10 protein-coding genes and 1 pseudogene are annotated in these 14,692 nt (G+C 47.6%); 7 read left to right on the top strand and 4 right to left on the bottom strand.

All coding sequences use genetic code 11. The features are described 5' to 3' along the window. Positions 1–59 precede the first annotated feature (59 nt). Positions 60–1,163 carry a phosphoribosylaminoimidazolesuccinocarboxamide synthase gene (locus SPUTW3181_RS18480; protein WP_011790804.1) on the bottom strand — a complete coding sequence of 368 codons (1,104 nt, stop codon included), beginning with the start codon at positions 1,161–1,163 and terminating at the stop codon, positions 60–62. Between the two features lie 520 nt (positions 1,164–1,683). On the opposite strand from SPUTW3181_RS18480, the gene SPUTW3181_RS18470 reads away from it, so the two are divergent. The 4 genes and pseudogenes from SPUTW3181_RS18470 to nrfD all read left to right on the top strand — a co-directional run bounded on the left by SPUTW3181_RS18470 (position 1,684) and on the right by nrfD (position 6,491). After that, positions 1,684–2,301, top strand: coding sequence for a pentapeptide repeat-containing protein (locus SPUTW3181_RS18470; RefSeq protein ID WP_011790802.1), 618 nt, complete (start codon positions 1,684–1,686; stop codon positions 2,299–2,301). Between the two features lie 379 nt (positions 2,302–2,680). Beyond that, positions 2,681–4,962 (top strand): annotated as a pseudogene (gene phsA, locus SPUTW3181_RS18465) (thiosulfate reductase PhsA). 12 nt (positions 4,963–4,974) lie between these two features. After that, positions 4,975–5,541, top strand: a complete 567-nt coding sequence (locus tag SPUTW3181_RS18460) for a 4Fe-4S dicluster domain-containing protein (protein WP_011790801.1) — start codon at positions 4,975–4,977, stop codon at positions 5,539–5,541. 2 nt (positions 5,542–5,543) lie between these two features. Beyond that, on the top strand, positions 5,544–6,491 hold the full coding sequence (gene nrfD, locus SPUTW3181_RS18455; protein WP_011790800.1) for an NrfD/PsrC family molybdoenzyme membrane anchor subunit: 948 nt from the start codon (positions 5,544–5,546) through the stop codon (positions 6,489–6,491). 105 nt (positions 6,492–6,596) lie between these two features. Here nrfD and SPUTW3181_RS18450 read toward each other — a convergent pair whose 3' ends face one another. After that, the gene (locus SPUTW3181_RS18450; protein ID WP_011790799.1) at positions 6,597–7,340 is read right to left on the bottom strand and encodes a sulfite exporter TauE/SafE family protein; all 744 of its coding nucleotides are present in this window, start codon (positions 7,338–7,340) and stop codon (positions 6,597–6,599) included. Positions 7,341–7,482: 142 nt separating this feature from the next. Beyond that, on the bottom strand, positions 7,483–7,797 hold the full coding sequence (gene metJ / locus SPUTW3181_RS18445) for a met regulon transcriptional regulator MetJ (protein WP_011790798.1): 315 nt from the start codon (positions 7,795–7,797) through the stop codon (positions 7,483–7,485). Between the two features lie 212 nt (positions 7,798–8,009). On the opposite strand from metJ, the gene metB reads away from it, so the two are divergent. The 3 genes from metB (at position 8,010) to metF (ending at position 12,702) form a co-directional block, all read left to right on the top strand. Then, positions 8,010–9,173, top strand: a complete 1,164-nt coding sequence (gene metB, locus SPUTW3181_RS18440; RefSeq protein WP_011790797.1) for a cystathionine gamma-synthase — start codon at positions 8,010–8,012, stop codon at positions 9,171–9,173. 11 nt (positions 9,174–9,184) lie between these two features. Next, positions 9,185–11,578: a bifunctional aspartate kinase/homoserine dehydrogenase II gene (locus SPUTW3181_RS18435; RefSeq protein WP_011790796.1), complete on the top strand. Its 2,394-nt coding sequence runs from the start codon at positions 9,185–9,187 to the stop codon at positions 11,576–11,578. A 236-nt stretch (positions 11,579–11,814) separates the two neighbouring features. Continuing rightward, entirely contained in the window at positions 11,815–12,702 is an 888-nt protein-coding gene (metF, locus tag SPUTW3181_RS18430; protein ID WP_011790795.1) for a methylenetetrahydrofolate reductase, read from the top strand. Positions 12,703–12,764: 62 nt separating this feature from the next. Here metF and SPUTW3181_RS18425 read toward each other — a convergent pair whose 3' ends face one another. Then, a complete protein-coding gene (locus SPUTW3181_RS18425) occupies positions 12,765–14,666 on the bottom strand; it encodes a methyl-accepting chemotaxis protein (protein WP_041408467.1) in 1,902 nt (633 codons plus the stop codon). Positions 14,667–14,692 lie beyond the last annotated feature (26 nt).

Genomic DNA, 14,692 nt, shown 5'->3' with positions numbered 1-14,692 from the left:
TTTTACTATTCAGCTATGGGTAAACCACCCAAAACCTCAGATTTGCTTACAACTCTCTACTAGAGAATCAGATCATACTCTTCCCGTAGGATCTTAATAATATCTGCCTTTGGATTCGCTGGAAGCGGAATCGCCGCGCCAGTCACTTTCTCGGCAACGCCGGTGTAAGTGCGTGACACTTGCATCATGGCCTCAAGTGGGAGGTCATTGTCGCGGGCGAGGGCTTCACGCTCTGGCATTCTGTCTTTGTTGAGCAGCACATCAGGATCAGGGAAATGATTTAGCAGGAACTGGCGGAAACCCTCTTTGGAGTTTTCCAAAATCTTACCATCGCGGTAGGCGGCGCCGTCCCAAATACGTGATGAGTCTGGGGTGCCGACTTCATCCATATAAATCAGCTTTGAGTTGCCATCTTTGTCGGTCACATAGCCAAACTCGAACTTGGTATCGACAAACACTTGGTCAATGTCGGCCAGTGCTTTTGAAATCACCTTAAAGCCATCTTTTAATAGTTTTTCGTACAGGTCGATATCTTCTAATTTTTCAAAACCAAAGGCTTGGTAATTAGCTTCGATATCGCTGCGGCTGATGTTAATGTCATCTTGTGCTGGCACGCCTGGGATGCCGGTTAAAATGCCCTTAGTTGAAGGGGTGATCAGTAAGTCAGGCAGCTTTTGATCTTTCTCTAAGCCTTCTGGCAGTGTGATGCCACAGAATACGCGCTCGCCTTTTGAGTAAGCGCGCCACATGGAGCCTGTGATATATTGGCGGCAAATGGCTTCGACTTTAATGGGACGGGCTTTTTGGACTATCCATACGAAGGGATGCGGGATATCCAAAATATGGCTGTCGGCTAGGCCGTTTTCGGCGAACAGCTTAAACCAATGATTAGAAATGGCATTTAATGCAGCGCCTTTACCTGGGATGCCTTTTAAACCGCCTTCACCGTGGAAGATACAGTCGAAGGCGGAGATACGGTCGCTTATCACCATGATGGCGAGCGGGGTATCTTCGGGGACGTTATAACCTTTGGTTTTGATTAAACGGCGGCTGTCGGCGTCGGTTAGCCAGTAAACGCTACGTACCTTGCCGCTGTGGACTGGGCTGTCGGTACGGATGGGTAAATCGTTGTTCACGGCTAATACGGAATCAGCAAGACTCATGACGAGTATTCCTTTGGATTAAGAGTGTAGGGATAAGGTTTTTATAGGTGTCGGTTTGCACTAGGGCCATGCTTCGAGCGAGCGCCTTGTTTAGTACAATATTTTTATTATTTACCAAAGGATTATAATTTAATTGGAGAAGTCCATTGGTGGGATTTGATGTTAAATCTTGAACAGCAAAAATGTTGTTTTCGGGCGGTGTTTGAATTGTGTTTGTTGGAGATAAGGCAAGGAATGGAACAAACGCAGGGCAAGGTTGGCACCACAGTGAAAGTGGTCTGCTAAAGCGGGCTGGGCCCGTGTCATTTTGCTCGAAAATGCTAACCATTAATCCGAGAGAACCTTGTTCTAGACTGCCGCGAAAAAGTGCCGACATTCTACCGTTTTTGACAAAATTTACCATGGCTATTTGTGCGACGCAGTGGACAAAATCCTAAGGTTTATTGATGATGGCGCAATTGGCCGTTGAACAATGTCTGTGGAATTATGGCATTGGAATCATTTTATAAAGGGGTAGGTGATGGCATTTAAGATTGGCCAAAGGGCGGCACCACAGGGTAGCCATTTTTTATCTGAGCAGTTTAGTGGCTTATCCGAGAATGTGCAGGAGTGGCAGGAGGTTGAATTTGAGGATTGCGAGTTTTTGGATTGCCATTTTAGCGAGAGTACCTTCCGTAAATGTAAGTTTATCGAGTGCCGCTTTGTGCGCTGTAACTTGAGTTTAGTCAAAGTGCCCCAATGCCAGTTCAATGCCGTTGTATTTGAAGAATGTAAGCTCGTCGGTATAGATTGGACCCGCGCTGCATGGCCACGTTTATCCTTTGCTGCGCCATTTTCCTTTAAACAATGCATCCTCAACGATAGTTCTTTTCTTGGTTTATCCCTCGACGAAATAGTGATTGAGGAGTGTAAAGCCCACGATGTGGATTTTCGAGAAGGCAGCTTCAATCGAGCCAATTTCACCTACACGGATTTTAGCCATAGCCTGTTTGGCCGCACCCAATTAGCTGATGCGGATTTCTCTGAAGCGACAAATTACGATATTGATATTTTTAATAATAAAATCAAAGGGGCTAAATTTAGTTGTGATGAGGCGATTCGTTTGCTCAATTGTCTCGATATCGAACTTGTCGATTAAAATGCGGTTTAATCAGTATTAACTAATTATTTTTAAAGTATTTTCATAAATTTTTATGTTTATCGAAGATGATTTTTTTATAAAAAAACATCATCTTTTTCCTCTAAAAGTCCTCAGCAAGTCTATTGATCTTATTCACGATTTTTTAGATTGATTTTAGCTTTTCGTTGCCTTAGATCACACCGCTCTCCCCTATGTGGTTTACCACAATATCCGCTTACCTCTTTAGGGTTAACAATTGCCTTGGATTAGAAGAAGTGCATTAAACGAACTTTAATGCGCTGATAACGATAAAAGCAAAACAAAATCAGTGAGCACACTTTAACTCGATATGGCCAAAAGGCATTAAACGGGTTGGATGAGCGTGATGGAGGTAACCATGATAGAGCTTAATAGGCGAACCTTTTTAAAGGGTGCTGGGGCGAGCGGTGCAACCTGTGCCTTAGCCAGTCTGCTGCCGGGCAGCTTAGCGGCATTAGAGAATAAACAGCTAAAGGGTATGGGCAAGGATATTGCCAGTATTTGTGAAATGTGCTCAACCCGTTGCCCTATTTCTGCGCGGGTGATTGAGGGCAAAAATGTCTTCATTAGCGGCAATAAAGCGGCTAAATCCTTTGGTGGTAAAGTCTGTGCCCGTGGTGGTGCAGGTCACAGCTTGCTGTACGATCCACAACGTATTGTTAAACCACTTAAACGTGTGGGTGAGCGTGGCGAAGGCAAATGGGCTGAGATCAGTTGGGACGAAGCTTATAAACTGATTGCGGATAATCTGAATAAAATTAAAAAGGAACATGGTCCTGAAGCCGTAGCATTCTCGTCAAAATCTGGATCACTCGAACAGCATTTGTTCCATTTAGCCACGGCTTATGGCAGTCCAAATACCTTTACCCACGCATCAACTTGCCCCGGTGGTTATGAAATTGCCGCCAAAGCCATCTTTGGGACTAAGTTAAAACGTGATTTAGGCAATTCAAAATACATTATCAACTTCGGCCATAACCTGTACGAAGGCATTAACATGTCCGAAACCCGCGGCATGATGGCAGCACAGATGGATAAAGGCGCCAAGTTGGTGGTGTTCGAGCCAAGATTCTCGATTGTGGCCGACAAGGCCGATGAATGGTATGCCATTCGCCCCGGCACCGATGTCGCGGTCGCCTTAGCGTTATGCCATGTATTAATTGAAGATAATCTATACGATAAAGCTTTTGTTGAGCGTTATGTTGAAGGCTTCGAAGCCTTTGCCGACGAAGTGAAAGCCTATACCCCTGAATGGGCAGAAACGGTTTCCGATGTGCCCGCCAAGGACATTCGCCGTATCGCCCATGAATATGCCGCTAAAGCCCCCATGCTGTAGTCGATTTTGGTCATAGAGCGACATTCACTACGGAAGAGTTTGATATGCGCCGCGCCCTTTATGCTGCCAACGTCTTGATTGGTAACATTGAGCGTAAGGGGGGGATTTATATCGGCCAAAAGCCGGGTGATTACAACAAGCTCGCCGGTGAAGCGGTTGCGCCAGTGTTGGCCAAACCCGGCATAAAAGATATGCCAAAACCAGCCGCAAAACGCATTGACCAAGTGGAAGAACAATACGCCATGATGTGGTCATCGGGGGGGATTTACCAAACCATTCTCGATGCGACCTTAAGTGCAGTGCCATATCAGTTACACGGCTGGGTGATGTCCCGCACTAACCCAATGCAAACCATGACAGACAGAGCGCGCGTTGTTGAAGCCATGAAAAAGCTCGACTTTATCGCCGTGTGTGATGTGTATATCAGTGAAACTGCGGCCTATGCTGATGTGATTTTACCTGAATCAACCTACCTTGAGCGCGATGAAGAAATTGCCGATAGGTCGGGGAAAAATCCTGCTTACTATGTGCGTCAACGAGTGGTTGAAACACTCGGTGATACAAGACCCTCTTGGCAAATCTTTAAAGACATTGGCAATGAACTGGGCCTCGGTGAGTTTTATCCATGGGACAACATTGAAACCCTGCAATTAATGCAAGTGAACCGCGATACCGCGCTGTTACGCCGAATTAAGGATGAAGGTTTTGTCAGCTTTGGTAAGCCTATTATGTTGCGCGAACCTAAGATGGTTGCCGAGTTTATTAAGGCATACCCCAATGCGCGACCCGCCGATGAAGACGGCACTTACGCCAGTGCACTGACCTTTAAAACCCCAAGCGGCAAAATTGAACTCACCTCCGCTAAAGTTGAAGCGATGGCTCCGGGGCGTGGAGTGATTAAGTTCCGCGAAGTGGCTCTGAAAAAACCAGACGAGCTCTACTTTATCCAAGGCAAAGTGGCTGTACACACCAATGGCGCCACCCACAATATTCCTATGTTGGCGAACCTGATGCCTGATAACGCTATCTGGGTTCACCCAGTGACAGCGGGCAAGTTAGGGATCAGTAATGGCGATCCAATTCGTCTCACCAGTAGCGTAGGTACCGAAGAAGGTCATGCCTTAGTCACACTAGGTATTCGCCCAGATACTGTATTTGCTTATATGGGTTTCGGCTCTAAAAACAAAGAGTTGGTCAGAGCAACGGGCAAAGGTATCCACTGCGGAAACTTACTTCCCCACGTGACAGCACCTGTGTGCGGCATGAATGTGCACACTACGGGTGTCACGCTGGCAAAGCGCTAATCGGAGGCTTAAATGAATAAACGATATGTAATGGTGCACGACGAGAATAAGTGCATCGGCTGCCAAGCTTGTAACGTGGCGTGTCGCAGTGAAAATGGTGTACCTGAAGGTGTTACCCGCCTACAGGTACGTGTCGAAGGCCCCTATGGTGAAATGCCCAATCTGCATTTCAAATACCACAGGGTATCCTGCCAACAGTGTGAAGATGCACCCTGCGTTAAGGTGTGCCCAACGGGGGCTGCCTATGTGGGTGAAGACGGCATTGTTTCTATTCATGCAGATAAGTGTGTGGGTTGTATGTACTGTGTGGCGGCGTGCCCCTACAAAGTACGTTTTATGAACCCAGAAACTAAAGTCGCGGATAAGTGCAACTTCTGTAAAGACACGCGTTTAGCGCGGGGTGAAGAGCCTGCTTGTGTGACTGTGTGTCCAACCGATGCGCTTGTGTTTGGTGATGCCAATGATCCTAAGAGTGAAGTGGCCATCATGCTCAATACCAAAATCACTTACCAAGATAAAACCCATTTGGGCACTAAGCCTAGGGTGTATCGCGTTCCTACCAAAAGAGGGGGGATTTGATTATGAACAATACTTGGGGCGATATGACGCAATATGATCCAGTGACTTGGCATTGGGTTATCGCCGTCTACCTATTTATGGCGGGGTTATCCGCGGGCAGTTTACTGATTGGTATCGGTCTACGTTGGGCGAATAAGGAGCTTAACACAGGGGTTGAAAGCAGTATTCTTAAGGCGGCGGCCATTATTGGGCCTGTAGCGATCAGTTTAGGTTTGGCGTGCTTAGTGTTTGATTTAACCAAGCCATTCCATTTCTGGTTAATCTTGATTAACTACAACTTCCAGTCAGTGATGGCTATTGGGGTGTTGGCGCTGCTGGCTTATTCACCCTTGGCATTTGCCTATGCGATTCTCGTATTGCGTGACGATTTGCCAAAGTGGGGCTTAGGTTTCTTAGTGCCTATTGCTAAGTTACTTATGCCCTTTAGAAAGGTGATTGAAGTATTGCTGTTTGTCCTCGCTATTGGCGTAGGGGCTTACACTGGCTTCTTAATTTCGGCCATGAATGCCTATCCTATGCTCAATACTGCGGTACTGCCTGCACTGTTTTTAGTGTCAGGCTTATCGGCGGGCGCTGCGGCTAACGCGGTACTGGCGTTGCTGATGTTTAAGACAGACAGTCACGATAAAACGCTTGTCAAAATGCACGGTTTAGAATTGCCTGTGATGGCGATTGAAGTCATGTTCCTGTTTATGTTGTTCTGCGCCTTGTACTTTAAAGGTGGTGCTGCGGCTGCAGCACTGGCTTCATTGACAACAGGTGTTTGGGCAAGCGTATTCTGGATTGGCGTAGTGGGTATCGGCTTTGGTATTCCATTGCTGTTTATGCTGCTACCCGCTGCGACTCGCCATACTAAGGGCGCAATGATCATGGTTGCCTGCGCTAGCTTAACGGGCGTGCTCGCACTGAGACACTTTATTGTGTACGCAGGACAAAGCTACTTAAGCTGAGTGTAGATAGGCTTTACATATTGAGAGATAAAGAAAAAGCACTGGCAATGTCAGTGCTTTTTATTGTTTGAATCTTGAGAAGGTTTGCCTGTACAAGCAGGGCACTTATTGGGGTAATAGCTCGATAACCGACTTTACCGTTAACACTAAGGCGCTGATGGCACAGAGGGCTAATGTCGCCATTTTGGTTTTATGTTTATCGATGCGTCCCACGAGTTTACCTGCGACTAAATAACCCAAAATGACTGAGGGTAATAGCATTAAGGAGAGCCATAGGTGTTTGATCTCTAGCAAGCCTGTTACAGCTAAAATACACAGCGCAATCATAGAGCTAAAAATAAAGAAGGCCGATAAAGCTGCGCGGAACTGCGAGGCATCTTTGCCCGCCAATAAAATCGCCATTGGCGGGCCACCAATTGCGGCAATATTGCCGAAAATCCCTGAAACCACACCCGCACTGAAGAGGGTTGCTTTATTAACGGGGAGACTGAATTTATACAGGCTGAGAATAACCGCGATTGTCACAATGGCGGCGATGGATAAACCGAGTATGGGTTGAGGCGCAAACAGCAACAGGCTGGCACCGATAAAACCGCCGGGTACGCGACCGATAAGAGCATATTGCAAGCCATTGAATTCTAAATGACCGCGCTCACGCACTAAGGTAAGTAGCGCGATAGAGAATCCCATCGCAATAACGGGTGCAGGGACAAGCTGCGGATCGACGATATACAACAAGGGGCTAGCAACAACCGCAAGCCCAAATCCAATCAGGCTTTGGGTTAAGGCGCCCATAAACACGATTAGCGAGGCTAAGGCAAGTGTCTGGGGATCTATCATAGAAAACATAGGGTTCCTACATACCCAAAAATCTCAAGATAAACTCATCGCTTGAGATTATGTAGGCATAAACAAAAAGGGATCGTTAACGATCCCTATTGATGAGCAATGTGATCTTGAAAATAACAGCAATCTTGGAAGCGACGAGTCGCTATTCCATGTCTTCCCACTCGATCCCCATTTCGTCCATCAACAACTTGGCTTCGGCGGGAATACTATCTGGGTTGTCTTTTGACAGATCGTCATCGTTAGGCAATGGCTGGCCAGTGTAGGCGTGCAAAAATGCCTCACACAACAGCTCGCTGTTGGTGGCGTGACGTAAATTATTGACCTGACGACGAGTACGTTCGTCCGTAAGGATCTTAAGCACTTTGAGCGGAATCGACACAGTAATTTTCTTTACTTGCTCATTCTTCTTGCCATGTTCAGCATAGGGGCTGATATATTCCCCATTCCATTCAGTCATTGACTCACCTGTTATAACGCTAAATTCGGGGCAGATTTTAAACCCTTACAAACAACAGTCAAATTATTGCTACTATTTCTTAGGGATTGCAAACAGATTTCTTTATGTTTAGACGTCTAAACGTCTTAACGCCTATTGACGATGTGGTTGGGCTTAGGTACATTTAGACGTCCAGACATCTCTATCAGTCTACCGAATTTAGGAGTCCACCCATGGCAGAGCGTCAATTAGCCACACTGGCAGTGCGTCAGGGTATCGAAAGCGATACTCAATATGGTGCCGTTGTGCCACCGATTTATTTGTCGACTAATTACGCCTTCGATGGTCATAACAATCCCCGCGAATTCGATTACAGTCGTTCAGGCAACCCAACGCGCTGCATTTTAGGCGAAGCATTAGCCCAATTAGAAAAGGGCGCCACTGGCATAGTGACGTGCACTGGCATGGCAGCCATCACCTTAGTGACCACCTTACTCGGCCCAGATGATCTCTTGGTTGTGCCCCACGATTGTTACGGCGGTTCCTACCGTTTATTTACCAACTTGGCGAAGAAAGGCCAGTTTAAGCTGATTGTGGTGGACCAAACTGACAGTCAAGCGTTAGCCGCAGCCATAGCGCAGAATCCTAAGATGGTGTGGCTCGAAACCCCATCGAACCCGTTATTGCGTGTGGTGGATATCGAAGCCATTGCTAAGGCGAGCCATGATGTCGGCGCGCTGGTGGTGGTCGATAACACCTTTTTATCGCCGATATTGCAACAACCCCTATTGTTAGGTGCGGATATCGTTATCCATTCCACCACTAAATATATCAATGGTCACAGCGATGTGGTCGGCGGCGCTGTGGTCGCCAAAGATGCGCAAATCGGCGAAAGCTTACATTGGTGGTCGAACACTCTAGGCTTAACGGGGTCAGCCTTCGACAGTTATCTGACCCTGCGCGGCCTACGTACTCTAGCGGTACGCATTCGCGAACATCAAGCCAATGCCCTGCGCATTGTTGAGGTATTAACCCAAAGCCCTGTGGTGAGCAAAGTCTATTACCCTGGTCTTGCGGATCACCCTGGTCACGCCATTGCAGCCAAGCAGCAAAAAGGCTTTGGCGCTATGCTGAGTTTTGAGCTTAAGGGCGACGAGGCCGAAGTGGTGGCCTTTTTAGGTGCATTAAGTTTATTTAGCGTGGCAGAAAGTTTAGGTGGCGTCGAAAGTTTGGTGGCAGTGCCCGCTACTATGACCCACAGAGCCATGGAGCCGCAGGCGCGCTTCGAGGCTGGTATTAAAGACACCCTATTGCGTCTATCGGTGGGTATTGAAGATGCCGCCGATTTAGTTGCAGATATTCAAGCAGGATTAGCCGCCGTTGCGGCTTGTCAGTAGAGGAATAATAGATGGCACGTTGTCACTTACATAAATTTGGTGGCTCCAGTTTAGCGGATGCCGATTGTTATCGTCGAGTCGCCCATATCCTGTTAACCCACGGTCATAGTGATGATCTCGTGGTGGTCTCTGCGGCGGGTAAAAGCACGAATTTCCTGTATAAATTATTAGCGCTGCGTGATGCGGCTCAGCTATGGCAAGAAGAATTACAAGTGCTGATCAGTTACCAACAGGGGTTGATTGAGCAGTTGTTGTCGAATGAACAAGCCCGCGATCTGCGTGAGCGTTTGGCTACTGATAAAGCGCAACTTATCAGCTTGTTATCCTTGGATGCGCGCAATGATTACCAAATCAACCATGTGGTGAGCTTTGGCGAACGTTGGTCGGCACGTTTAATGGCGGCGCTACTGCGCGAATCTGGCGTGGCGGCAAGCCATGTGGATGCCTGTTCAATTTTAGTGGCCGATGAAGCCGCTGTGCCACAAATTCGGGTACAGGAATCCCGCGCTAAAGTACAAGCCCTATTAGCCGCGCATCCCAATGAACGCTTGGTGATCACAGGCTTTATCTGCGCTAACGAGCGTGGCGATACCTTATTACTTGGTCGTAATGGTTCAGATTTTAGCGCTAGCCTGATTGCTAGTCTTGCCGATATCGAGCGCGTGACGATTTGGACCGATGTGGAAGGGGTGTTCAACGCCGATCCTAATAAAATCAACGATGCCAAGTTACTAAAAAGTATGTCACTTGCCGAAGCCGATCGCCTAGCGCGTTTAGGCTCGCCAGTATTGCATTCGCGCACTTTGCAGCCGTTATTCAATACCGAAGTGAGCTTAGCGGTGCGTTCAAGTTATGCGTCCCACACCGACTTTACCTTAATCGCGCCCCACAGTTCGTCAGCGAGTGCGCCTGTGGTGACGAACCTCAATGCTGTTGTCCTGTTCGGCTTTAAACTCACAGGGGAGTTAACTCGTTTATTAGATTTATTGATTGCCGCGGGTTTAACGCCATTGGCCCATTGGACATCTGCCCATCAAAGGGTTGAACTTGCCTATACCGCTGAGAATCAAAAACAAGTTCAAAGATTACTCGATGCTGAGGCAGAAGCATTAGGGATCAGCGATCAGCAGATCAACACAGATTATGGTTTAGTCGCATTAGTGAGTGCCGACGCCGAACATTATCGCCGCAGCTTCGCCCGTTTACTGAGCCGTGATGCTAAACCTTTGTTCAGTGGCGATTTAAGTTTAGTGACGTTAGTGCCCCAGTCACAGGTGAATCTGTTAACCCAAAAAGTCCACCGCCGCTGCGCTGGCCCGCGTAAACGCATTGGCGTCTTACTGCTCGGTGTGGGCAATATTGGTGAGGCTTGGGTCAATCTCTTTAAGTCGGTTTCGCCATCACTGGACCATGAACTTGAGGCTAAGGTTGAGTTAGTGGGATTAGTTAGCTCCAGTAAGGCGTTGATCAAATCCGCTGGCATTAACTTAGCCAATTGGCAGACCGAATTCGAGGCAGATGCTACGCCTTGGCAATATGAGCATTTATTTGAGCAGTTAGAGCAAGTTAACTGCGATGAGCTGGTGGCCTTAGATATCAGTGCCAGCGCCAGTTTGACGCTGCAATATCCAGAACTGTTCGAGCGCGGTATCCATGTGGTGAGCGCGAACAAACTCGCTGGCTCGGGTCCACTACCTTTCTACCGTGAGTTAAAGCAGCAACTAGGTAATCGTCGCTTATTTTGGCGCTACAATGCTAGTTGCGGCGCCGGCTTGCCTATCCAGCATGCGCTGAATGATCTGCGTAACAGCGGTGATAGCGTTGAGGCCGTGGGGGGGATTTTCTCCGGCACCCTGTGTTGGTTATTTGAGAAATACGATACCAGCAAGCCATTTTCAGAATTAGTGATTGAAGCCAGAGGCTTAGGTATTACTGAACCCGATCCCCGCGACGATCTATCCGGCCGTGATATGCAGCGTAAGTTGCTTATTTTAGCTCGTGAAATTGGCCTTGAAATAGAGCTTGAAGATATTGAGCTGCGTTCATTAGTGCCCGCACATTTAGCGGATATTCCCTTAGAGCAGTTTCTTGCTCGCATTGCCGAGTTAGATGCCGATTTGCTGCAACAATATGGTGCGGCGGCTGAGCAAAATAAGGTGCTCAGATACGTGGCATCCTTAGACAACAGCGGCCCAGAGCTTAAGGCTGAAGTGGGCTTGCAGTGGATTGATACCGATCATCCCTATGCCAATTTAACCCCGGGGGATAACGTGTTTGTGATCCGCAGCGCCTTCTATCAAGGTAATCCGCTGATCATCCGTGGACCGGGCGCAGGCCGCGAAGTGACAGCGGCAGCAGTGCAGTCAGACTTGACCCAGATTTGTCGCGATCTATTGCAGGAATAGATTTAAATTCAAAAGCTTAAAGGACTCATTCGAGTCCTTTTTTATTGACTAAAATTAAGCTGGTCTACAAGCGATAAGAAAATGCAACAAATGGAGATTTTTTGGCTTGACTTGCATCTCAGTTTCTCTAGTATATGGACATGTAGACGTCCAAACGTCCATTTGATTTGAACCACTGAACTATAGAGTCGTGCCATGGGCGGTTAGTCGTGCCAAGGGCGGTTGAGGAAATACACATGGCTTTTCATCACGCACAACATTCACATTCGCTAAACCAGAGCTTGTCTGAGCTTAATGGCGATATTAATGTTTCTTTTGAGTTTTTTCCGCCATCTACCCCCGAAATGGAACAGATCCTGTGGAATTCTATCCGTCGTTTAGAGCCACTGAATCCTAAGTTTGTGTCTGTGACTTATGGTGCTAACTCTGGCGTACGTGACCGTACCCATGGCGTGATTGAGCGTATCCAACAGGAAACTGACCTTGTTGCCGCGCCGCACTTAACCTTAGTGGACGCCAGCGATGAAGAGTTATTAGAACTGGCTAAGCATTACTGGAAATCGGGCATTCGTGACATAGTGGCCCTACGGGGTGATTTACCCGCAGGCAGCCCAAAGCCAACCCGTTTTGCGGCCGATTTAGTGCGTTTGCTGCGCTCTGTGGCTGACTTTGATATTTCCGTTGCGGCCTATCCAGAAGTGCACCCCGATGCGAGCAATGCACAGGCGGATTTGATCAACCTTAAGCGTAAGATTGATGCGGGTGCCAGCCGTGCCATTACCCAGTTTTTCTTCGATGTGGAATCTTATCTGCGTTTTCGTGATCGCTGCGTTGCCGCTGGTATCGATGTTGAAATCGTGCCTGGCATCTTACCTGTGACTAACTTTACCCAGCTAAAACGTTTCGCGGGCATGACCAATGTGTCGTTACCGAATTGGTTACATAAGCAATTTGATGGCCTAGAAAACGATGCGGGTACACGCCAATTGGTGGGGGCAAACGTGGCAATCGATATGGTAAAAGTATTGTCCCGCGAAGGCGTGAAGGATTTCCATTTCTACACCTTAAATCGCGCCGAATTGACCTACGCGATTTGCCACACTTTAGGCGTGCGTCCTAAATAACATCTTATAAAATAAGCTAATAAAAACGCCGCAGAGAATGCGGCGTTTTGTTTTTCTGTGCTTTAAATTTTGAATTGAGCCAATAACGTTGTTAAACGGGCTGCGAGTTGGGCAAGTTCATCGCCAGCGCGTGCAGTTTGTACCGCACTATCTGTGGCATTGGTCGCAATATCATTGATGTTATTGACATTTTTATTAATTTCTGCCGAAACTGCGCATTGCTCATTTGCGGCGCTGGCAATTTGAATGTTCATTTGGCTAATAGTGGATACTGCTTGGGTAATGGCTTCGAGTGCTTCACCCGCTTGGTGGACTTGGGATACGCAGCTTTGGGTGGTACGGGTGCTGGTTTCCATCGCATTAACCGTGGATTTGGCTTTATGTTGAAGCGCTTCGATCATCTGCTGAATTTCTGTGGTAGATGCTTGGGTGCGGCTAGCAAGGGTGCGCACTTCATCGGCAACCACCGCAAATCCTCGACCTTGTTCACCCGCCCTTGCGGCCTCAATTGCCGCATTGAGTGCGAGTAAGTTAGTCTGGTCGGCAATATTACGGATAACCACAAGCACAGAATCAATTTCAGCGGTATTACGCTCTAATTCATTGATTGCGCTCGCTGCTGTGGCTATCTCCTCAGCTAGAATCGCTATCGTTGATACCACTTTTTGTACGACCAATTTGCCTTGTTCGGTTGAGTCATTGGCGTGATTGGCGGCATCGGCCGCATCGGTGGCGTTATGGGCAACTTCTTGTACCGTTGCGGCCATTTCATTCATTGCGGTAGCAACTTGCTCGGTTTCGAGGTGTTGGCGATTCGCCATTTGCTGGGTTTCTCGCGTAATGCTCGACATTTCCTCTGCGGAGGTGGCGAGCAGGCTGGTAGAGTCGGCAACTTGGGAAACTGTGTTGTGAATTTTTTCAACAAAGCGGTTGAATGCCATGGATAATTCTGCGATCTCATCCTTACCATTTACCGCGATTCGGCGGGTTAAGTCACCTTCACCTTCGGCGATATCATTCATGGCTTGGGTGGTTTCTGCGATAGGACGCGTAATGCCCTTGGCAATAAACCAAGCAATGGCGGTTCCAATGAATAGCGCTGCTAAACCGATAAGGATCAGCTTAAGACGAATATCTGCCATCGTCTGCTCTGAATGGGTTCTATCCATCGCGATATCGAGTACCCCAAATACATTCCCTGAATAATCTTTTATGGCGTGGCGATACAGGGCGTAGGTTGTGTTATTTAAGGTGAGAGTGCGGATCACTTCATGGCCTTGCATAACCGTATTTAGCTCATTTATTGCTTGGGTATCAGGCGTGAAGGTGGCACCAAATAACTTATATTTTGGACCATCAGGTAATATGAGGGCGATTTCCGCTTGATAGGCTTGTTTAAAATTATCAAAAAAAGGTTGACCGAAGGACATGCCAAATTCCACCGAACCTGTGTGTTGTCCGTTGTAACTCATTGGTACTAAGCCGCGAATACCCAATCCTTCCACTCCATATTCTAAGCCATAGAGGGGGCGTTTTTGGCTATTTGTCTCAACGATGGTTTTACGTATGCTGGTGAGATCATCGCCAAATTTTTCAGGGCGATGTAAACGCAGGAAAGATGTGGCGGGTGGTGTGTGAAATTGGAATTGCTGAACGGCAAAATCACGCTTGAGTTGGGTAAAGATAGGCAAGGTGCGTGTGGTGAGTTCATCACGATCACCCATTGCAAAGGTGCTTTGCACTTCAGGTGTGAGCGAGATAATGGTAGCCATTGCTTCGGCTAATTTGCCCGAAGAGGCGATTTCGGCCACTGCGGTTTCATAGAGCTTATGGAGTTCTCTTTGTTCGGATTCAGCAACTTGGCGACTGAATTCGGAGAGCACGAGCGGCATGATAAAGCTCATTGCTGTTAACAGTAATAGACAGATCCCGATAACGATCCTCGTACTAATTTTTAGATTTATCAAAGCAGCCTCCAGTTCATGTGCGC

It is taken from the genome of Shewanella sp. W3-18-1 (assembly GCF_000015185.1).
Taxonomy (GTDB): domain Bacteria; phylum Pseudomonadota; class Gammaproteobacteria; order Enterobacterales; family Shewanellaceae; genus Shewanella; species Shewanella putrefaciens.
The sequence above is the reverse complement of the archived record's forward strand: the minus strand, read 5'-3'. Positions and strand labels throughout refer to the sequence as shown.

Excerpts from the sequence above, each read along its gene's own strand:
- SPUTW3181_RS18470 (WP_011790802.1), top strand. The coding sequence starts at position 1,684 with ATGGCATTTAAGATTGGCCAAAGGGCGGCACCACAGGGTAGCCATTTT.
- metF (WP_011790795.1), top strand. The coding sequence starts at position 11,815 with ATGGCTTTTCATCACGCACAACATTCACATTCGCTAAACCAGAGCTTG.
- SPUTW3181_RS18435 (WP_011790796.1), top strand. The coding sequence starts at position 9,185 with ATGGCACGTTGTCACTTACATAAATTTGGTGGCTCCAGTTTAGCGGAT.
- SPUTW3181_RS18480 (WP_011790804.1), bottom strand. The coding sequence starts at position 1,163 with ATGAGTCTTGCTGATTCCGTATTAGCCGTGAACAACGATTTACCCATC.
- metB (WP_011790797.1), top strand. The coding sequence starts at position 8,010 with ATGGCAGAGCGTCAATTAGCCACACTGGCAGTGCGTCAGGGTATCGAA.
- metJ (WP_011790798.1), bottom strand. The coding sequence starts at position 7,797 with ATGACTGAATGGAATGGGGAATATATCAGCCCCTATGCTGAACATGGC.
- SPUTW3181_RS18450 (WP_011790799.1), bottom strand. The coding sequence starts at position 7,340 with ATGTTTTCTATGATAGATCCCCAGACACTTGCCTTAGCCTCGCTAATC.
- SPUTW3181_RS18460 (WP_011790801.1), top strand. The coding sequence starts at position 4,975 with ATGAATAAACGATATGTAATGGTGCACGACGAGAATAAGTGCATCGGC.
- nrfD (WP_011790800.1), top strand. The coding sequence starts at position 5,544 with ATGAACAATACTTGGGGCGATATGACGCAATATGATCCAGTGACTTGG.